Source organism: Stenotrophomonas sp. SI-NJAU-1 (genome assembly GCF_020883215.1).
Lineage (GTDB): Bacteria > Pseudomonadota > Gammaproteobacteria > Xanthomonadales > Xanthomonadaceae > Stenotrophomonas > Stenotrophomonas indicatrix.
The window spans coordinates 3,210,438-3,228,934 of record NZ_CP086598.1 but is presented as its reverse complement, the minus strand read 5'-3'; the positions used below and the strand labels follow the sequence as shown (position 1 = coordinate 3,228,934).

Annotated in this window: 15 protein-coding genes; 5 read left to right on the top strand and 10 right to left on the bottom strand. The window is 66.4% G+C overall.

The annotated features are described in order from the left end of the window. Window positions 1–5: 5 nt before the first annotated feature. The 4 genes from LMF57_RS14835 to LMF57_RS14820 all read right to left on the bottom strand — a co-directional run bounded on the left by LMF57_RS14835 (window position 6) and on the right by LMF57_RS14820 (window position 6,711). Complete coding sequence (locus LMF57_RS14835; RefSeq protein WP_208083083.1) at window positions 6–1,970, bottom strand: M2 family metallopeptidase; 1,965 nt, start codon at window positions 1,968–1,970, stop codon at window positions 6–8. A gap of 528 nt (window positions 1,971–2,498) precedes the next feature. Next, window positions 2,499–4,148, bottom strand: coding sequence for a phosphoethanolamine--lipid A transferase (locus LMF57_RS14830; RefSeq protein WP_229290117.1), 1,650 nt, complete (start codon window positions 4,146–4,148; stop codon window positions 2,499–2,501). Then, window positions 4,145–4,897: a phosphatase PAP2 family protein gene (locus LMF57_RS14825; RefSeq protein ID WP_229290116.1), complete on the bottom strand. Its 753-nt coding sequence runs from the start codon at window positions 4,895–4,897 to the stop codon at window positions 4,145–4,147. The genes LMF57_RS14830 and LMF57_RS14825 overlap by 4 nt, the downstream gene beginning before the upstream one ends. A gap of 110 nt (window positions 4,898–5,007) precedes the next feature. Then, window positions 5,008–6,711 carry a glycosyltransferase family 39 protein gene (locus tag LMF57_RS14820; RefSeq protein ID WP_229290115.1) on the bottom strand — a complete coding sequence of 568 codons (1,704 nt, stop codon included), beginning with the start codon at window positions 6,709–6,711 and terminating at the stop codon, window positions 5,008–5,010. Window positions 6,712–6,843: 132 nt separating this feature from the next. On the opposite strand from LMF57_RS14820, the gene LMF57_RS14815 reads away from it, so the two are divergent. Together LMF57_RS14815 and LMF57_RS14810 are read left to right on the top strand one after the other, a co-directional pair. Beyond that, the gene (locus tag LMF57_RS14815) at window positions 6,844–7,554 is read left to right on the top strand and encodes a response regulator transcription factor (RefSeq protein WP_025877081.1); all 711 of its coding nucleotides are present in this window, start codon (window positions 6,844–6,846) and stop codon (window positions 7,552–7,554) included. Next, on the top strand, window positions 7,544–8,824 hold the full coding sequence (locus LMF57_RS14810) for a sensor histidine kinase (protein ID WP_140225711.1): 1,281 nt from the start codon (window positions 7,544–7,546) through the stop codon (window positions 8,822–8,824). The genes LMF57_RS14815 and LMF57_RS14810 overlap by 11 nt, the downstream gene beginning before the upstream one ends. 87 nt (window positions 8,825–8,911) lie before the next feature. Here LMF57_RS14810 and LMF57_RS14805 read toward each other — a convergent pair whose 3' ends face one another. After that, window positions 8,912–9,301 (bottom strand): VOC family protein, encoded by a 390-nt coding sequence (locus tag LMF57_RS14805; RefSeq protein ID WP_208083077.1) that lies wholly within the window; start codon window positions 9,299–9,301, stop codon window positions 8,912–8,914. 156 nt (window positions 9,302–9,457) lie between these two features. On the opposite strand from LMF57_RS14805, the gene LMF57_RS14800 reads away from it, so the two are divergent. Both LMF57_RS14800 and LMF57_RS14795 read left to right on the top strand, forming a co-directional pair. Continuing rightward, entirely contained in the window at window positions 9,458–10,708 is a 1,251-nt protein-coding gene (locus tag LMF57_RS14800; protein WP_025877087.1) for a DUF819 family protein, read from the top strand. Window positions 10,709–10,884: 176 nt separating this feature from the next. Beyond that, on the top strand, window positions 10,885–12,024 hold the full coding sequence (locus tag LMF57_RS14795) for a DUF3103 family protein (RefSeq protein WP_165780905.1): 1,140 nt from the start codon (window positions 10,885–10,887) through the stop codon (window positions 12,022–12,024). Between the two features lie 374 nt (window positions 12,025–12,398). On the opposite strand, the gene LMF57_RS14790 is transcribed toward LMF57_RS14795, so the two are convergent. Both LMF57_RS14790 and LMF57_RS14785 read right to left on the bottom strand, forming a co-directional pair. Next, complete coding sequence (locus LMF57_RS14790) at window positions 12,399–12,623, bottom strand: CstA-like transporter-associated (seleno)protein (RefSeq protein ID WP_025877091.1); 225 nt, start codon at window positions 12,621–12,623, stop codon at window positions 12,399–12,401. After that, on the bottom strand, window positions 12,623–14,704 hold the full coding sequence (locus tag LMF57_RS14785; RefSeq protein WP_025877093.1) for a carbon starvation CstA family protein: 2,082 nt from the start codon (window positions 14,702–14,704) through the stop codon (window positions 12,623–12,625). Before LMF57_RS14785 ends, LMF57_RS14790 begins: the two co-directional genes overlap by 1 nt. 269 nt (window positions 14,705–14,973) lie before the next feature. Between LMF57_RS14785 and LMF57_RS14780 the strand changes: the two genes are divergently transcribed. Continuing rightward, a complete protein-coding gene (locus LMF57_RS14780) occupies window positions 14,974–15,825 on the top strand; it encodes a pirin family protein (protein WP_117311010.1) in 852 nt (283 codons plus the stop codon). Window positions 15,826–16,020: 195 nt separating this feature from the next. Here the strand turns inward: LMF57_RS14780 and LMF57_RS14775 are convergent, their stop codons facing one another. The 3 genes from LMF57_RS14775 to LMF57_RS14765 form a co-directional block, all read right to left on the bottom strand. Further along, entirely contained in the window at window positions 16,021–16,479 is a 459-nt protein-coding gene (locus tag LMF57_RS14775; protein ID WP_117311009.1) for a hypothetical protein, read from the bottom strand. Between the two features lie 196 nt (window positions 16,480–16,675). Then, entirely contained in the window at window positions 16,676–17,395 is a 720-nt protein-coding gene (gene aqpZ, locus LMF57_RS14770) for an aquaporin Z (protein WP_032951977.1), read from the bottom strand. A gap of 121 nt (window positions 17,396–17,516) precedes the next feature. Further along, window positions 17,517–18,380, bottom strand: coding sequence for a pirin family protein (locus LMF57_RS14765; protein WP_229291396.1), 864 nt, complete (start codon window positions 18,378–18,380; stop codon window positions 17,517–17,519). Between the last annotated feature and the right edge of the window lie 117 nt (window positions 18,381–18,497).

The following is an 18,497-nucleotide window of genomic DNA, read 5'->3' as shown; positions in this document are numbered from 1 at the left end:
TTTTTTCATTTCGCCGCCGGTGCCGCGTTGGCCTGCCAGCCGCACATCTGGCCTTCGTTCTGCTGCTTCAACCAGGCATTGACCGGGCTGAAGTACTCGATCATCGGGCCGGCATCGAGCTTGTCCGAGCCGGTCAGTTCCTTCAGCGTGGCCTGCCACGGCTGGCTGGCACCCTTGCTCAGCATCGCCCAGTACTTCTGGCCGGCTTCCTTGTTGCCGTAGAAGGTGCACTCGTGCAGCGGGCCCTTGAAGCCGGCGGCATCGCACAGGCCCTTGTAGAACTGGAACTGCAGGATGCGCGCCAGGAAGTAGCGGGTATACGGGGTGTTGCCCGGCACGTGGTACTTGGCACCCGGGTCGAAGAATTCCTCGCCACGGGCGCTGGCCGGGGCCACGCCCTGGTACTTGGCCTTCAGGTCCCACCATGCCTTGTTGTAGTTGTCCGGGGTGATCGAACCATCGAACACGCCCCAGCGCCAGCGGTCGATCATCAGGCCGAACGGCAGGAACGACACGCCCGACAGCGCCATGCGCATCTGGTTGTTGATGACCGCTTCTCGGCTCTCGGTCGGCGCGTCGACCAGCCCGATCGAGCTGAGGTACTTCGGCGTCATCGCCAGCACGATGGTGTCGCCGATCGCCTCATGGAAGCCATCGTTGGCACCGCCCTGGAACAGCGGCGGCAGCGGGTTGTAGGCCAGGTCGTAATAGATGTGGCCCAGCTCGTGGTAGATGGTGGTGAAGTTCTCTTCGTTGGGCTTGATGCACATCTTGGTGCGCACGTCGCCTTCCATGTTCATGTCCCACGCACTGGCGTGGCAGACCACGTCGCGGTCATCGGGCTTGATGAACTGGGTCTTGTCCCAGTACGACTGCGGCAACGACGGCATGCCCAGCGAGACGTAGAAGTCCTGTGCACGCTCGGTCATCTGCTTGGCGGTGCGCAGTTCGGCCTCGCGTTGCGCCTTGTACTGCGCGGCTACGTTCGCATCCTTGCCGGCCTTGGCCAGCGCCGCGCTCAGGTTGGTCTGGTACTGCTTTTCCAGCGCTGCAGTGATGTCCAGGCTGCCGGCGCCCGGGTACGGTTCCAGCTGGTCCCACAGGTTGGACCAGTCCTGCTGCCACATGTTGCCCATCAGGTGCGCGGCGATCAGGCCGTTGCCCACCTCGGCCTTGTCCTTGCCATAGGTCTTGTCCAGCTTGCCGCGCGCGTAGCAGTGCAGCTGCTCGTACATCGGCTTGACCTGTTCCCACAGGCGATCGGTTTCCGGTCCGATCTGCTCCGGCGGCATGTCATAGCCACTGCGCCACATCTGCCCGGCATCGGTGAAGCCCATGCCCTTGGCGCCTTCATTCACCAGGCCGACGAACTTCTGGTAATCACCGCGCATGCTCTTGGTGGTGCTGTGCCAGCCCTGCCAGGCATCGAGCTGCTGGTCATAGTCGCGGCTGCGCGCCAGCACCTGCTCCAGTTCGCCCAGCTGGCGGCAGGAGTTGGGATCGTTGGCGTCGGTGCAGTACTTGCCTGCGCCGTAGCTGCCTTCCATGCGGGTGGCGATCTGGGTCAGCTCGGCCAGCTTGGCCGGGTCCCGCGGCGCCGGCATCGACGACATCAGCTTCAGCAGGTGGATCGCGCGCTTGCTGTCTTCGCTCATCGGCTTGCCATCGAACTTGCCGGCCTGCTCGATCCAGCTGTTGAGCTGGGTCAGCGAACGCTCGTTGGCCTTGGCCGCGATGCGCTCTGAATCGCTGTTGATGTAGGTGGAGGACAGCCACTGCGCCGAGGTCATCTCCGGGTAGGCCGCCTTGAATTCGGCATTGATGCGGGCCACGAACTGGTCGGCGGTTTCGCCGACCGGTGCGCTGCTGCTGGCGGTCTCGGCGCCTGGGGTGGGGTCCTTCTTGCAGGCGGCAAGGGCCAGCGTGGCGGCGGCGATTGCCGAGGCCAGCAGGAGATGACGGTGTTTCACGGGCGATCCTTGGGTGGTGAACGACCGCCGAAGGCTAGTGGGCAGGCGTTGCCACCGCAAGTGGCGGAAGTCGGCCGGGCGGCGCCCGGGGACCGCGACATCGCATGCGCGCTGTCGCTCCCACGCTTCGCTGCGCGAAACGTGGGCCCCACTTACCAGCTCCCAGACCCCCGCCGCTTCGCGGCCGCCCCCTGACTCAGGGGGCGCTGCCCCAGACGCAATTCGGTGATGGCAGTAGATCCACGCCATGCGTGGATGAGATCTGTCAGAAATCGAGACTCAAATTCGGATCCGACCCCGTGCCGACCAACGGTCGGCACCCACCAACAGCAGCGGAAATCTGTCGAAGGCGGGGTGGGTCCGGTGGCGGGGGCGTGAGCGCCATGGATGGCGCGACCGAGCCTCCATGGACGGATTTACGGCGTCCCCCGCCACCGGACCCACCCCGCCTACCCACAGGAAACCCGCTTCTGCTTTTGCTTCGGCCGTTGCCTCTGCGGGTGCAGGGCGCAGCCCTGCCGAACATCCCTAACTCTCGCAGCCGGCGAACAGGTCGCGATCCCGCTCGTACAGCGAGGTCTTCACCTGCATCAGCCCCAGCACCGACGGGAACAGATTGTCGTGGTCGGTGTAGCTGGCCGAGCGCTTGCGCACGCACTGCAGGTCCAGTCCACGGCTGCTGGCGAAGCCCGGCGAGAACCACATCGTCATCGGCACCCGGGTCTGCTCGGCCGGTGCGATCGCGTACGGCACACCGTGCAGGTACAGGCCCTTTTCGCCCAGCGATTCGCCGTGGTCGGACAGGTAGATCATCGCCGTGTCGTAGTCCTGCAGGCCCTGCAGCGTGCCGATGGTCTTGCTCAGGAAGTGATCGGTGTACAGCACGGCGTTGTCGTAACTGTTGGTGATCTCTTCGCGCGAGCAGCGACCGATGTCCTGGGTGTCACAGGTCGGGGTGAAGCGGCGGAAGGCGGCCGGGTAGCGTTCGAAATAGGCCGGGCCATGGTTGCCCAGCTGGTGCAGCACCACCACCCGATCACCCGGGCGCGCACGCACCTGCGTCGCCAGGTCCTGCAGCAGGATCTCGTCCATGCAACGGCCATCGGCACACAGCCCCGGCGTGGTCGCGTCCGACAGCGACTGGAAGTCCAGGCCCTCGCATACGCCCTTGCAGCCGGACTGGTTGTCGCGCCACAGCGGCGCGATGCCCGCGCGGTTCAGTACATGCAGCAGCGACTGGTGCGCACGGATCTTCTTCTCGTCGTACTCGTGGCGTCCCCATGGCGAGAACAGGCAGGGCAGCGAAACCTCGGTGCTGGTACCGCAGGAGTGCATGTCCGGGAAATTGACCACCGCCGCCTGGGCCAGCTCCGGCGTGGTATTGCGGCCACCATTCAGGCCCCAGTTCTGTGCGCGCACCGTTTCGCCCATCACGATCACCAGCAGGCGTGGCTTGCTGGTCGATGCGCGCGGGGTCGCCTTGGCATCGGTACCGATCGGCAGCTTCGGCGCGCGCTGCACCGGGTTGTCGCCGCGCAGGGCACGCGGCAGCCCCAGCAGCACATTGGCCGGCGTGGCCAGGTAGCGCACTTCGCGCTGGTTGCGCATCAGCGCCGACACATCCTGGAAGGACACCAGCGCGCCACCGAGTGCGGTGACCGCAGCGACCAGCAGGAAGCCGATGCGCCACAGCAGGCTGCGGCCCCAGCTGCGGCGGCGCAGGTCAACGCGCCACAGCACCACCATCGGCAACACAGCCAGCAGCAGGACCGGCCACAGCAGCGACACCGTCATCAGTTCGCGGCTTTCCTTGGGGTCGGTAGCCAGCACGTTGCGCAGCATGTCCGCATCCAGATAGATGTGGTAACGGCTCATGTAGTGCGCGGCAAACGCGGTGACCAGCAGCAGCACGCTGATCACCACCTTGGCATTCCAGCGCCACACCAGGATGCCCAGCAGCACGCCGTGCGCACCCAGCAGCAGCAACAGCAGCGAGAGTGCATAGCGCAGGCTGCCCGGATGGCTGGCCATGGCGCTGTGCCAGAACAGGCCATTGCCGGCCACAGCGAAGAACAGGCTGGTCAGTACGATCAGTGCTTCGGTGGACAGCTGCGGCCGCCATGCGCGGATGCTGGCCAGCGTGGGTAGACGGAAGGAGCGTTGGACCGATGCGTTCATGCAACCGCCTCCTGGCGGGTCGAGCGATCCAACTGGCGGCGGACCATCAGGTACAGGCCCAGCGACAGCAGCCAACAGATCAAGGCGGTGGCAATGTCATGCGAAAGGAAGTGGGCGCCGCGCAGCTGCTGGCCGATGCCGAACACCAGGCCGCTGCCGAGGCCGATCCACAGTCCGGCCCAACGCCAGGCGGGGCGCCACAGCAGCGCGAAGAAGTACAGGCACATCCACGCGTATCCGGCGCTTGCGTGGCCGGCGGGGAAGCAGGCGCGGGCGGCCATGCCGGTCGGGCGGCTGCTGAGAAGACCGACGAACGGGTCGTGTCCACCATAGCGCAGCAGATCCCACGGGCAGTCCATCGGCACCAGCGACTTCAGCAGCGAGATCAGCCCGGTGCCGAGTGCCACGGCCACCACCACATACAGCAGCGCCCAGCGCAGCGTCCGATCGCGGCCGCGGCGCCAGTGGTGGAAGCACAGCAGCATCGCCACCAGTGCTGCAGCGGTGCTCAGCCACTTGCCGGCCTTGTGCACCACCGAACGCGTCAGCCATGCATCCTGCAGCGCCCAGCGGCCGCCTTCCAGCCGGAACAGATGGTCGGCCAGCCACTGGTCGCCACCCAGGCCCATCAGCACGGTGAACACCGCAATGCCGATGACAGAAGGCAGCCAAAGATGGGTAACGGCAAAACGCGACGCCAGCAGCGAGGGCGCAAAGGCGAGGGCCGGGACAAGAGGGCGAGCGGGCATGCAGGAGGGGCCGTTACGGGAATCCGCGGCCATGCTCGTCACCGGCATGTCGGAGAAGGGTCGTACATGCGTTTGCGCCGGGTTAATCCGTGCCCGGCGCGAATCATCGTTCAGTCTTCTTCGTCGTTGGCGCCTGCACGCTCGGCATGGCAGGCCGCATCCCAGGCGGTGCCCGGAAGCAACTGCCAACGATTGCGATTGGCAACCCCGATCTCGATGACCTGGGCCGGATCGACACAGGGGCTCATGGCCTTGTCCAGCACCAGCAACCAGCGCTTGTCCGGCGCCTCGGCCAACCATGGACCGGCGTCGTGCCACTGCTCTGCCCACGGCCGCTTGAAGCCGAACTCGCGCACCGGCCGGTCGGCCTGCAGCAGGTTCTGTTCGCGCCAGGCCACCAGCGCCAGCTCCGCATCGGGGCCGATCCGTGTGCCCACCCGGCGCATCACCGCCGACGCCGAGGCGTAGGGGTCCAGCGCCGGTATCAGCACCAGTCCGTACAGCATCCACAGCAGGCCGTGGGTGAGCAGTACCAGCGTGGCCGCGCGTCGTATCCGCAGCCACACCGCCAGCGTCGCTACGGCGATGGCGAAGGTCAGCAGGCCATCGCCGAACACGGGCAGCAGGGTGTCGGGCATCGCCCGCCGTGCCAGCTGCGCCTGCGCCCAGAGGCTGTCGGTCAGCATCATCACGCCAAGCGCGCCGGTGGCCAGCATCAGCAGCAGGCTGTAGCCGAACAGGTAGCGGCGCACGCACAGGCGACGCAGCAGGCCGGGCAACAGCGGCGCCACCGCCAGTGCCATCGCCGGCAGCATCGGCAGCACGTACACCTCGCGCTTGCCGGGGCTGGCAGTGAAGAACAGCAGGACCAGCGCGGCCCAGCCCAGCAGCAGCCACTGGCGCTGGTCGCCGCGACGCAGCCGGCGCCACCACGGTTTGACCATCAGCGGCAGCAGCAGCGCACCCGGCAGCCACAGCGTGGCGATCACCTGCAGGTAGTACCAGACCGGCTGGCGATGGTGCCAGGCGTTGGCATAGCGGGTGCCGGTCTGCTTGAACAACAGTTCGTGGGCGTACGACTGCAGTGATGCACTGGGTTCATGCAGCAGCGCCCAGCCCAGCGGTGCCAGCCACACCGCCGTGCCCAGCAGGAAGGCCGGAATCAGCCACAGCAGGCTGGCGGGGTGGGGGCCGTCCACCGGCCGGCCGCGACGGCGCTGGTACAGCCGCCAGCCCAGCCAGGGCAGCACCATCAGCAAGGGCAGGAAGCCCACCCCCTTGGTCACCGTGCCGACGCCGGCGGCGAAGCCGGCCAGCCACAGGGCCGGCAGGTTGCGGCGCTCGCAGAGGTGGCGCAGCAGGCCCCACAGGGCCAGCGTGGTCATGCCCACCAGCACCATGTCGATCTGCGCGCGCTTGGCCATCAGGCCGAACTGCAGGGTGCAGAACAGTGCGCCAAGCGCGTACAACGAATGCCGTGGCGACCATAGCCGGCGTGCCAGGTCGGACACCAGCCACAGGCTGAGCAGCGCGGCCAGCAGCGACGGCAGCAGGAACGACCACTGCCAGCTGCCGACCACCTGGTGGGCGGCGGCCTGCAGCCACATGAACACCGGCGGCTTCTCGGCGTACAGCTCGCTGCCCCGGTGTGGCAGCAGCCACTCGCCGCTCTCCACCATGGCACGTGCGGCCAGCACGAAGCGTGGTTCGTCCGGTGGCTGCGGCTGGCGCATGCCAAGCCCGGCCGCCAGCGCCATCACGATCAACAACCACAGCAGCGGCAGGTGCCAACGGCGGGGCAGGGCAACGGGCACGGCAGGCTCCGGGAGCAAAACGGCCATTCTGATTAGGGGCACGTGGGAAAGCCGTCGGAGCGGCCGGCATGGCGACCGCATTCCGACATCCGCAGCGCTACCATGGCATGAACTTCCGTGGATGTTTCGTGCATGCGCCTGTTGGTGATCGAGGACAACCGCCAGTTGGTGGCCAACCTGTTCGACTATTTCGAGTCGCGCGGGCATGTGCTCGACGTGGCCCCGGATGGCATCACCGGCCTGCACCTTGCCGGCAGCCACCCGTATGACGCGGTGATCCTGGACTGGATGCTGCCGCGCATGGAAGGCCCGGAAGTGCTGCGGCGGTTGCGCTCCGAGCACGCCTCGGAAGTGCCGGTGATCATGCTGACCGCACGCGACGAACTGCCGGACAAGATCGCCGGCTTCCGCGCCGGCGCAGATGATTACCTGACCAAGCCATTCGCACTGCCGGAACTGGAAGTGCGCCTGGAGGCGCTGCTGCTGCGCGCGCAGGGTCGCAATCCGCGCAAGCGCCTGCAGGTGGGCGACCTGGTGCTGGACCTGGCCAGCCTGGAGGCGCAGCGCGCCGGCCAGGTACTGCACCTGTACCCGGCCTGCCGCAAGCTGCTGGAAGTGCTGATGCGCGCCAGCCCGGGCGCGGTCACCCGGCAGCAGCTGGAATTTGCCCTGTGGGGTGACGAGCCACCGGACGGCGACCTGCTGCGCTCGCATGTGTACGAACTGCGCCGCAGCGTGGACGGCCCCTTTGCCGACAAGCTGATCCACACCCTGCCGCGGGTGGGCTACCGGCTGGCGTCCACCGCAGGCGCGGACGCACGGAACGATGACGATGGCGCGTAAGCCCGGGCCGCTGTACCGGCGGGTGGTGTGGTGGCTGCTGGGCTACCTGGCGCTGATTTCGCTGGCGGTGTTCAGTGTGGGCAACTACGTGCACGAACACGCCGAGCACGCGGCGTGGCGCGCGCTGCTCAATTCCGAACTGGACAGCATCGTCGAGCACACCGAGCACGAGCCGCACTATCGCTGGCAGGACTCGGACACGCTGAGCCTGTTCCGCTTCAATGAAGCCAACATGCCCGCCAGCCTGCGCACCCTGCATCCGGGGTTGCATGACGGGGTGATGATCGGCGAGCGCGAGACGGCGGTGATGGTGCGCGATACCGGCTCGATGGGACGGGTTGCGCTGGCCCTGGACATCTCCGATTTCCACGATCTGGAACAATTCGCAACGCGCTGGGTGATGCTGGCCGGCATCATCATGATCTTCGTCACCGTGTTGATGGCCTCCTTCGGCATGGAGCGCATGGTGCGCCCCTTGAGCCTGCTGGCCCAGCATATCGGTGCACTGCGGCCCGGCGTGCAGGGCCAGCGCATTGACGTCGATCCGCGCGGCAGTTCCGAGCTGCACACCATCGCCGATGCGCTGAACGATTACCTTGATCGCAACGAGCAGTTCGTCGAGCGCGAGCGGGTGTTCATCAGTACCGCAAGCCATGAACTGCGCACGCCGATCGCCGTGATGACCGGTGCCGCCGAACTGGCGCTGGAGCAGCCCGGCCTGCCTGAGCGCGCACGACAGCAGATGCAGCGCGTGCTGCGTACCGCGCAGGGCGTTGAGCAGCTGATCGAGCTGTTGCTGGTGCTGGCGCGTGATCCCGCTCGCCTGGCTGCCCGTGCCGAGCGCATCGCGCTGGACCAGCTGCTGCCGGAGATCGTCGACGACCATCGCCACCTGCTGGGCGACAAGGACCTGAGCATCGGCATCCAGGCCGCGCCGGTCGACATCGTCGCGCCGCTGGCGGTGGTGCAGGCAGCGATCGGCAACCTGCTGCGCAATGCCATCGAGAACAGCGGCCGCGGTCATATCGAGCTGCGCCTGACCTCGGCAGCGGTGTTGACCCTGCAGGATCCCGGCCATGGCATGAGCCCGGAGGAGATCGCAGCGATCCACGCGCGGATGGCCCGCGGTGGGCGCGGCGACCGCGGCGGCATCGGCCTGGAGCTGATTGCGCGGCTGTGCGAGCACCTGGGCTGGACCCTGCAGCTGCAGCCCTGCCAGCCGCGCGGGACCCTGGCCTCGCTCGACTTTGGTACATCGCGGCCAGGCTGACCTGTCCCTCGACCAAGGTCGACGCCTGCCAGGCAATGGCCGCGTGCGTTCCGGTAGGTGCCACCCCTGGTTGGCACGCTGGCCGCGTCACCGCCCCGTTGGCCGCGCCACGTGCTGGTCGATCAGGATCACGTTGCCATCGGGATCGGTCAGCTGCAGATAGGCCGGACCTTCGCCATCGGGATCGGCACGCGCTGTGAGCGCGATGCCCTTGGCGTCCAGCTCGGCCTGTACCTCACGCACGTCCTGGAAGGACCCCAGTTCCTGCTTGTGCTGGTCCCAGCCGGGATTGAAGGTGAGCAGGTTGCCCTCGAACATGCCCTGGAACAGGCCGACCACGATGCCATTGTTGCGCAGTACCAGCCAGTTCTGCGCCGCATCACCACCGGTCACCGAGAACCCCAGCGCTTCGTAGAACGCACGTGAGGTGGCCAGGTCCTTCACCGCCAGGCTGACGGAAAAAGCGCCGAGTTGCATGGGGCAGGCTCCAGTAGGGAATGCAGCGATTCTCGGCAGGCCCACGCGCTGCCGCAAGCAGCGCAGCATGACCCTGCGTGAAGACTATGTTAATTTCGACCCGCGCCGCTTATGCGGCGCTTTTCTTTTCCGCTCTTTCGATCGACAGAGGATCCCATGCCGACCGAACCCGCTACTGCCCTGATCAGCAACGACATCGTTGGCCTTGGTCTGATCGCCGCCACCCTTGCCCTGATCTTCTGGGCCGCCAGTGGCCCGACGCCCCTGCTGAAGAAGATCTTCGCCTGGGTGCCTGCACTGCTGCTGTGCTATTTCATCCCCGCCATCTACAACACCGCCGGTGTCATCGATGGCCACAACACCTCGCTGTACAACCCGGTCGCCCGCGATGTGCTGTTGCCGGCGGCGCTGGTCCTGCTGACCCTGTCGATCGACCTGAAGGGCATCGCCAAGCTGGGGCCGAAGCTGCTGCTGGTGTTCTGCGCCGGCACCGCCGGCATCATGCTCGGCGCCATCGTCTCCTTCCAGGTGATGAAGCTGATCCATCCGGAAACCGTGGCTGGCGACACCTGGGCCGGGATGGCCGCGTTGGCCGGCAGCTGGATCGGCGGTGGCGCCAACATGGTCGCCATGCGCGAAGTGTTCGGCACCGATGCCACCACCTTCGGCCAGTTCGCGGTGGTCGACGTGGCCTGCGCCAGCCTGTGGATGGCGATCCTGTTGTTCATGGCCAACCGCGCCCAGCAGATCGATGCACGCAACGGTGCCGACACCCGCGCCATCGATGAGATGAAGGCGCGCATCAGCGCCTACGAGGCACAGAACGCGCGCATCCCCAGCATGACCGATCTGATGGTGATCGTCGGCGTGGCACTGGGCGGCGTCGGCCTGGCCCATGCCATCGCCGCACCGCTGTCGGGCTGGTTCAAGGCCAATGTCAGCTGGGCCAGCCAGTTCAGCCTCGACAGCCAATTTGTATGGGTGATCCTGCTGTCCACCGCGATGGGCCTGACGCTCAGCTTCACCCGTGCACGCCGGCTGGAAGCGGCAGGCGCCTCGCGCCTGGGCACTGTGTTCCTGTACTTCCTGATCGCCTGCATCGGCATGCAGATGAACCTGTTGTCGCTGCTGGATCGTCCGTGGCTGTTCCTGCTGGGGGCCATCTGGATGGCCACCCACGTGCTTGTGCTGTGGATCGTGGCCAAGCTGGTGCGTGCGCCGCTGTTCTTCTTCGCGATCGGTTCGCAGGGCAACATCGGCGCCGCCGCCTCGGCACCGGTGGTGGCGGCAGCATTCCATCCGACGCTGGCGCCGGTGGGCGTGCTGCTCGGTACGGTCGGTTATGCCACCGGTACCGGCCTGGCGTATGTGACCGGGCTGATCCTGAAGTGGATGGCCAACGGCTGAGCCCTCTCGCGGCCAGCGACGGAAATCAGGAACGGGCAGCGCCGAGCCCACGCTCGGCTGCTTTTCGCCGGACACTGCCGGAACTGTGCGGCACATACCGGAACGTATGGCGCGTGCGTCGTAGCGTGGGAAGCTCCTGCCGGCGTTGCCGGCGACGTTCGATGGGGCCGTCGATGATGAAGCAATGGAGGTTCCGGGTTTCCGCACTGGTGCTGTTGCTGGCCAGCACGGGGGCCTTCGCGCAGGGGCCGGTGAGGGCCGGCGGCGCCGATGTGCAGGTGCTGACCGATGCCGGTGCGCGCGAGGTGGCGGCACTGATCGCCCAGCCAGGGTTCGCCGATGCAGTGCGCAGCTCGCTGCATGCGGCGCCGGAGCAGGGGGTGCCGGTGCAATCGTTGATGGGCCGTTTCGATCCGCAGGCGCAGACGCTGGCCAGTGCATCGCTGGCTGCTGGCGATCGCCAGCTGCGCCAGCGCAAGGGGCTCCCGGCACAGGGGCAGGGGCTGCTGCAGCTGCGTGCGTACGTGCCCGAGGGTCACTCGCTGGCGGCCATCAATGCGCATCCGCTGTGGGTGGCCAGTCTGCCGCGTGGCAATGATCGCGACTGGACCACGATCACCGCCTACGACGCGCAGGGCCGCGCGCATGTACTGGATGCGAAACGGGCCCCGGACTTTCCGGTGCTGATCGTCGACGTCGACACGCGGCGTGCCGTGCAGGAGGGCATGGCCCTGGTCAATGCGGGGCTGAAGGCCCGCGGCCTGCAATCGCCCGAACGCATCCAGCTGTCGGCTGACGGCACGCAGGCGTCGCTGGATATCACCCGCCTGGACCGCATCCGCCTGGCGGACGACCAGGAGCCCTGGGCGCTGGGGGCAGCCGAGGTGTTCGCTGTTGTTTCCGGTCTGCAGGTGGGCGCCACCGCACCGGAGATGGTCACCGTCGACATGCCGTACCTGGACTACGACGGTACCGACTACACCCCGCAGCAACCGCTGATCATCTGGGGCAACTATCGCTTCAACGCTGCCAACGTGCAGCTGTTCGAAGATGACGGCGATACCAACTATCAGGAACTGCTGGTGGCGCTGAGCAACGGCGTCAAAGCCGCGCTGGGCGCCTTCGCACCTGAGTATGCCGTCATCGCCGACATCGCAGGCGCGATCCTCAAGGCCATGCCCACGTCGTGGTTTGCCAATGACATCGACTATATCGACAGCTACTACCTGTTGCAGCGCGGCCAGGCCTACCAGGACCGGATGGGAGCGGCCAACAACGCCAAGGTCACCCTGACCCCGATCACCCTCACGGAATAGTCCCGCCGGGCGGGGCCCGCAACTGCCATGCCCGGATCAATTCCATCGGCATCCATGAACAAAAAAGGGGTCGGATCCGTTTTCCAAAGGAAAACGGATCCGACCCCTGATGTTTCCGCACCGTCACCGGAAATCCGTCAAAGGTGGGGCGGTGTCGGAGTGCGGGGTGTCAGCCGCATGGATGCGGCTGCCAAGCCTACAGGGACGTACTTGCGGCGTCCCCGCACTCCGACACCGCCCCGCCAAACCCACAGAACCCCAGAGCCGACGCTCCGGCAGTTGCAGTTGCAGTTGCAGTTGCAGTTGATGTTGTCGTTGCCGTTGCCGTTGCCTCTGCGGGCGCCGGGCTGCACGCCCGGCACCCACCGGGAACCTCAACAGCAGCGACCACCGTTGCGCCCGCCATACCGCGCTTCCTGCCGCTCGCGGAAGAACGTCTTGTAGTCCATCGGCTCGCGGTCCGGATGCTTCTCCCGCACATGCCGCACATAGTTGTCGTAGTCGGGAATGCCGCAGCACAGCCGCGCCGTCTGCACCAGGCGTCGCCAGATCCGGCGATGCGCCTGGTACTGCCCCACCGGAACCAGTTGTGTACTCATTACAGGTCCACCATTTCATGCGGCTTCAGCGCCACGTACGGGGTCTCGCGGTCGCTGCGCTGCGGATTGCGGCGCGCCGCCACGATCGTCTTGATCGAATACACCAGCACCGACGCCACCACCAGCAGGAACAGCGCGGTCAGGCCGGTGTTGACGTAGGCATTGACCACGATCTGCTGCATCTGCGCGACCGACTTGGCCGGTGCGGTGATCGTGCCGCTGGCCAACGCATCCTGGAACTTGTGTGCCTGTGCCAGGAAGCCCTGCGCCGGATTGCTGTCGAAGATCTTGATGAAACCGGCGTAGGTGGTGCAGATCAGCAGCCACACCGCCGGCACCGCGGTGACCCACGCGTAGCGGTCACGCTTCATCTTGAACAGCACCACCGTGCCCAGCATCAGCGCAATGCCTGCCAGCATCTGGTTGGAGATGCCGAACAACGGCCACAACGTCTGGATGCCGCCGAACGGATCGACCACGCCGGTGTACAGCAGGTAGCCCCACAGCGCCACGCAGCCGGCAGTGCCGATGATGTTGGCAGTCCACGACTCGGTCTTCTTCAGCGCCGGCACGAAATTGCCGAGCAGGTCCTGCAGCATGAAACGACCGGCACGTGTGCCCGCATCCACCGCGGTGAGGATGAACAGTGCTTCGAACAGGATGGCGAAGTGGTACCAGAACGCCATCATCGCGTCGCTGCTGCTGGGGATCGCCTCATGCAGGATCTGCGCGATGCCCACCGCCAGGGTGGGGGCACCACCGGCACGATGCAGGATGGTCGGTTCACCGATCGCTGCCGCCGTGGCGGTCAGCTGTTCGGGGGTGATGGTGAAGCCCCAGGTGTTGGTGATGTAGTGCGCGGCCGAGGCGGCATCGGCACCGATCACCGCCGCCGGGCTGTTCATCGCGAAGTAGATGCCCGGATCGATGATCGAGGCCGCCACCAGCGCCATCACGGCCACGAACGATTCCATCAGCATGCCACCGTAGCCGATGTAGCGCATGTGCGCTTCATTGGCCAGCAGCTTGGGCGTAGTGCCCGAGGAGATCAGTGCATGGAAACCCGACACCGCACCGCAGGCGATGGTGATGAACAGGAACGGGAACATGCCGCCCTTCCACACCGGGCCGTCGCCGCTGGCCGCGAACTGGGTCAGCGCCGGCATCTTCAGTTCCGGCATCACCACCAGGATGCCGATGGCCAGCGCGATGATCGTGCCGATCTTCAGGAAGGTCGACAGGTAGTCGCGCGGTGCCAGCAGCAGCCAGACCGGCAGCACCGAGGCGACGAAACCGTAGCCGATCAGCATCCAGGTGATCTGGGTACCGGTGAAGGTAAAGGCCGGGCCCCAGGTTGGGTCTGCCGCCACCTTGCCACCGAACCAGATCGCGGCGAGCAGCAGCACCAGGCCCACCACCGAGATCTCACCGATCTTGCCCGGCCGGATGTAGCGCATGTAGACGCCCATCAGGATCGCGATGGGCATCGTCGCGATCACCGTGAACATGCCCCACGGGCTTTCCGCCAGTGCCTTGACCACCACCATCGCCAGCACGGCCAGGATGATGATCATGATCAGGAAGGCACCGAACAACGCGATGGTGCCGGGCACCTGGCCCATCTCCTCGCGCACCAGGTCACCCAGTGAGCGGCCGTTGCGGCGGCTGGAGAGGAACAGGACCATGAAGTCCTGCACCGCACCGGCCAGCACCACGCCGACCACAAGCCACAGCAGGCCGGGCAGGTAGCCCATCTGCGCGGCCAGCACCGGGCCGACCAGCGGGCCGGCACCGGCAATGGCGGCGAAGTGGTGGCCGAACAGCACGTGCTTGTTGGTCGGTACGTAGTCCAGGCCATCGTTGTTGATCACCGCCGGGGTGGCCCGGGTCGGATCGAGCTGCATCACCTTGTCGGCGATGAACAGGCTGTAGAAGCGGTAGGCAACCAGGTACAGCGATACCGCCGCGACCACGATCCACAACGCATTGATGTGCTCACCGCGCCGCAGCGCTACCGTGCCCAGGCAGAACGCGCCGAGCAGGGCGAGGGCCGCCCAGCCTATTTTGGAAAAACCTTTCATGAGGTGCTCTCTCCCGGAAAGACAGGCAAAGAGTCCCGCGTGCCCCTGGCAGGGTCAATGTGCACGGGACCATTGTGCGGTAGTACTTTGGTCGTACATGGGTGTGGCAGGTGGCGATGTTCCCTCGCAGCCGACAACGCAGGCGGTGCCGGCGTGCGGACATGACGTGCGGCGAACACCAGGGATGGAACAATCGGTTGCGACGGCATCCATTGGCGTTGCGCGCTGCAGCGTCCATTTTTACCGGCATCCATCCAACAGGAGTCACCATGAGCCTTCCCGAGCCGGTCCGCGTCCTGCGCACCATCCGTGGCATGCCCACCTCCGACGGTGCCGGTGTTCGCCTGACCCGGGTCATCGGCGGCCCCTCGCTGCCCGACCTCGATCCGTTCCTGCTGCTCGACGAATTCGGTACCGATCGCGCCGAGGACTATATCGCCGGTTTCCCCGAGCATCCCCATCGTGGTTTCGAGACCGTCACCTACATGCTCGATGGCCGCATGCGTCATCGCGACAATCACGGCAACGAAGGCCTGCTGACCCCGGGCAGCGTGCAGTGGATGACGGCCGGCCGTGGCCTGGTGCATTCGGAGATGCCCGAGCAGGAAAGCGGGCAGATGCGCGGCTTCCAGCTGTGGGTGAACCTGCCTGCGCGCGACAAGATGACCGCGCCGAAGTACCAGGAATTCGCTCCCGATAAGATCCCGATGGTGCAGCCGGCCGAAGGCGTGCAGGTCAAGGTGATCGCCGGCACGGTCGAGGGCACGGCGGGGCCGATCGCGCAGCCGGCGACCGATCCGCTGTACCTGGACATTGCATTGGAGGCCGATCGTGCCTGGACCTACTCCCTGCCCGAAGGCCACAACGCGTTCGTCTACGTGTTCGAAGGCGGGCTGACGGTGGGCGAGCAGGATGCGGCGCGCGACGTGGCGCGGCAGGAACTGGCGGTGCTGGGCGGCGGCGAGCAGCTGCATCTGTCGGCAGGCAGCGACGGTGCGCGGTTGATCCTGGTGGCGGGTCGTCCGCTGCGCGAGCCGGTGATGCGGCATGGCCCGTTCGTGATGAACACCCGCGAAGAGCTGATGCAGGCCTTCGTCGATTTCCAGGAAGGCAGGTTCTGAGGTCGCGCTGCGGGCCATGCCCACAGCACATTGGTGGCGCCGGGCCATGCCCACAGCACATTGGTAGCGCCGGGCCATGCCCGGCGGATGTCCAGAAGAGCCGGCACGGCCGAAAGCCGCCGGGCATGGCCCGGCGCTACCGATGGATCGGGTGGAAGTGCGGGAATGCTGCAAGGCAGTCATCCCCGCAGCGCCTCAGCGGCCGTCGGCCACGGCAGAGGGCGTCAGGTTCATGCCCTGCGCAAGCTGCTGCAGCGTGCCCAGTTCCTGGGCGCTGTCGGGATACAGCGCGATCTGCGCGTAGCGGCCCTTGTCCAGCTTGACCACGCTGATGCGGCGCTCGGCATAGCCCGGCGGTTGCTGGCCGCCCAGGTCCGGCTGGTACCAGTACATCGATTCACCGGCAAAGCTGCCTTTTTCCTGGCGCAGTGAGCGGGTCAGCGGAATGCCCGGATCGCGCTGGCTGAGCATCAGGCTCAGTACTTCGCGCCCGTCACTGGTGGCCGCGCGGCAGACCAGGAAGCCGGACTGTGCCTGCTGCTGCCATTGCAGGCCGCTGCTGGCGGGCAACGAAGGACAGTCGACCGGGGCCTGCGCGCAGGCAGACGCCGCAACGAACAACAGGCTCGACAGAACAACAGGCGCGAACTTCATGCATCCCCCAAGGTGGCGTGTCGTTGGCACCGCCGGTGACACCGGCGGTCGAGGCATCCCATCCCCGGATGCCGTCCTGCCCGGCGCAAGCACGGGCGGATGACCAGACCTTAACGGAACGTGAGCGATCGCACAAATCGCGGTTACATCCGTAACCATTGCGGCCGAGGGTCGGCCGCAATGGCACGGTCATGGCTCAGCGGTCGTTGCCGATCCACTTGTAGATGATGCCGCCGATCGCACCGCCCAGCAGCGGGGCGACCCAGAACAGCCACAGCTGGCCGGTTGCGCCACTGCCGGCGAAGAAGGCCACCGCCGTGGAGCGGGCCGGGTTCACCGACGTATTGGTCACCGGAATGCTGATCAGGTGGATCAGGGTCAGGGCCAGGCCGATGGCCAGCGGCGCGAAGCCCGCCGGCGCCTTGCCATGGGTCGCGCCCATGATCACGATCAGGAACACGGCCGTGAGCACCACTTCGCACAGGAATGCGGCCGCCACGCTGTAGCCGCCGGGCGACAGCGCACCATAGCCGTTGCTGGCGAACGCGCCGGCTTGGCTGCCATCAATGGCGAAGCCGCTGGCACCGGAGGCGATCTGCAGCAGGATGAAGCCGGCCAGCAGGCCGCCGGCCACCTGGGCGATGATGTAGGGCACCAGATCCCGGGTCGGGAAGCGGCCACCGGCCCACAGGCCCACGCTGACCGCTGGATTGAAGTGCGCACCGGAGATATGGCCGAACGCGTAGGCGCCGGTCACCACGGTCAGGCCGAAGGCCAGGGCCACGCCGAGGAAACCGATACCCAGCGGATTGCCGTCGCCACCGAACTTGGCGGCCAGCACCGCACTGCCACAGCCACCCAGAACCAGCCAGAACGTACCGAGGAACTCGGCGGACAAGCGTTTACCCATGCTCATGTGTTGCACTCCTTTGACGGTCTAAAGTGTGATTTATGTCACATTTCAGTGATCAGCGGGTGACTGTAGCGTCAACGCCGGGTGCAGGGATACACCTTCGGATGTGTGCAACACGCGATGCTCAGTACTGGGGCAGGGGAATGAATTCCTTGTCGTCGCCGGGAATGGTGCCGAAACGTCCGGCTTCCCAGTCGTGCTTGGCCTGCTCGATACGTTCCTTGGAACTGGAAACGAAGTTCCACCACAGATGGCGCGGGCCATCCAGCGGTTCGCCGCCGAACAGCATCGCCTTCACCGGCGTCTTCGCGCGCAGGCGGCCGCGCGCACCGGCTTCGGGAAGCACCAGGTGCTGGGCGGGAATGTCCACACCATCCAGCTGCGCTTGGCCTTCGAGGATGTACAGCGCACGTTCGCGGTGGCCATCATCGATGTCGATCTCTGCATCCGGGTCCAGGTCGATCGCCACGTTGAGCGTGTCGGCGAACACCTTGACCGGCGACTCCTCGCCATAGGCGCGTCCGGCAATGACGCGCAGCCAGGCGCCGTTGCGGCGCTGCTCGGGCAGGGTGGCGGCGGCATGGTGGTAGAAGGCCGGTTCGATTTCCTCATGCGACTTCGGCAACGCAACCCAGGTCTGCATGCCGTGGATCGGGTTGTCATGGTCGCGGTCCGGTTGCGGCGTGCGCTCGGAATGGGCGATGCCGCGGCCGGCGGTCATCCAGTTGACGTCACCGGGACGGATCACCTGGTCCGAGCCCAGCGTATCGCGGTGGCCGATGGCACCGGACCAGAGGTAGGTGACGGTGGCCAGGCCGATATGCGGGTGCGGGCGCACGTCGATGGCGGTACCGGGGTGCATGAGTGCCGGGCCCATCTGGTCGACGAACACGAACGAACCGATGCTGCGGGCCTGCAGGGTGGGCACGGCGCGGCGCACTTCCAGGCCGCCGATGTCGTGTACGCGCGGGGCGATGATGGTGGTCATGCGGGCGTTCTCGCTGGCAGGGATCAAGGCGGTCAGCATCGCATGCGGTGGTGGCGGTGACATTCCCCGTCCGGGTAACAGGTTGTTCCAGCCAACGGCGCAGCCCCTCGTGGCTGA

Coding starts and splice junctions, on each gene's coding strand:
- LMF57_RS14830 (WP_229290117.1), bottom strand. CDS start 4,148: ATGAACGCATCGGTCCAACGCTCCTTCCGTCTACCCACGCTGGCCAGC.
- LMF57_RS14825 (WP_229290116.1), bottom strand. CDS start 4,897: ATGCCCGCTCGCCCTCTTGTCCCGGCCCTCGCCTTTGCGCCCTCGCTG.
- LMF57_RS14815 (WP_025877081.1), top strand. CDS start 6,844: ATGCGCCTGTTGGTGATCGAGGACAACCGCCAGTTGGTGGCCAACCTG.
- LMF57_RS14810 (WP_140225711.1), top strand. CDS start 7,544: ATGGCGCGTAAGCCCGGGCCGCTGTACCGGCGGGTGGTGTGGTGGCTG.
- LMF57_RS14805 (WP_208083077.1), bottom strand. CDS start 9,301: ATGCAACTCGGCGCTTTTTCCGTCAGCCTGGCGGTGAAGGACCTGGCC.
- LMF57_RS14800 (WP_025877087.1), top strand. CDS start 9,458: ATGCCGACCGAACCCGCTACTGCCCTGATCAGCAACGACATCGTTGGC.
- LMF57_RS14795 (WP_165780905.1), top strand. CDS start 10,885: ATGAAGCAATGGAGGTTCCGGGTTTCCGCACTGGTGCTGTTGCTGGCC.
- LMF57_RS14790 (WP_025877091.1), bottom strand. CDS start 12,623: ATGAGTACACAACTGGTTCCGGTGGGGCAGTACCAGGCGCATCGCCGG.
- LMF57_RS14785 (WP_025877093.1), bottom strand. CDS start 14,704: ATGAAAGGTTTTTCCAAAATAGGCTGGGCGGCCCTCGCCCTGCTCGGC.
- LMF57_RS14780 (WP_117311010.1), top strand. CDS start 14,974: ATGAGCCTTCCCGAGCCGGTCCGCGTCCTGCGCACCATCCGTGGCATG.
- LMF57_RS14775 (WP_117311009.1), bottom strand. CDS start 16,479: ATGAAGTTCGCGCCTGTTGTTCTGTCGAGCCTGTTGTTCGTTGCGGCG.
- aqpZ (WP_032951977.1), bottom strand. CDS start 17,395: ATGAGCATGGGTAAACGCTTGTCCGCCGAGTTCCTCGGTACGTTCTGG.
- LMF57_RS14765 (WP_229291396.1), bottom strand. CDS start 18,380: ATGACCACCATCATCGCCCCGCGCGTACACGACATCGGCGGCCTGGAA.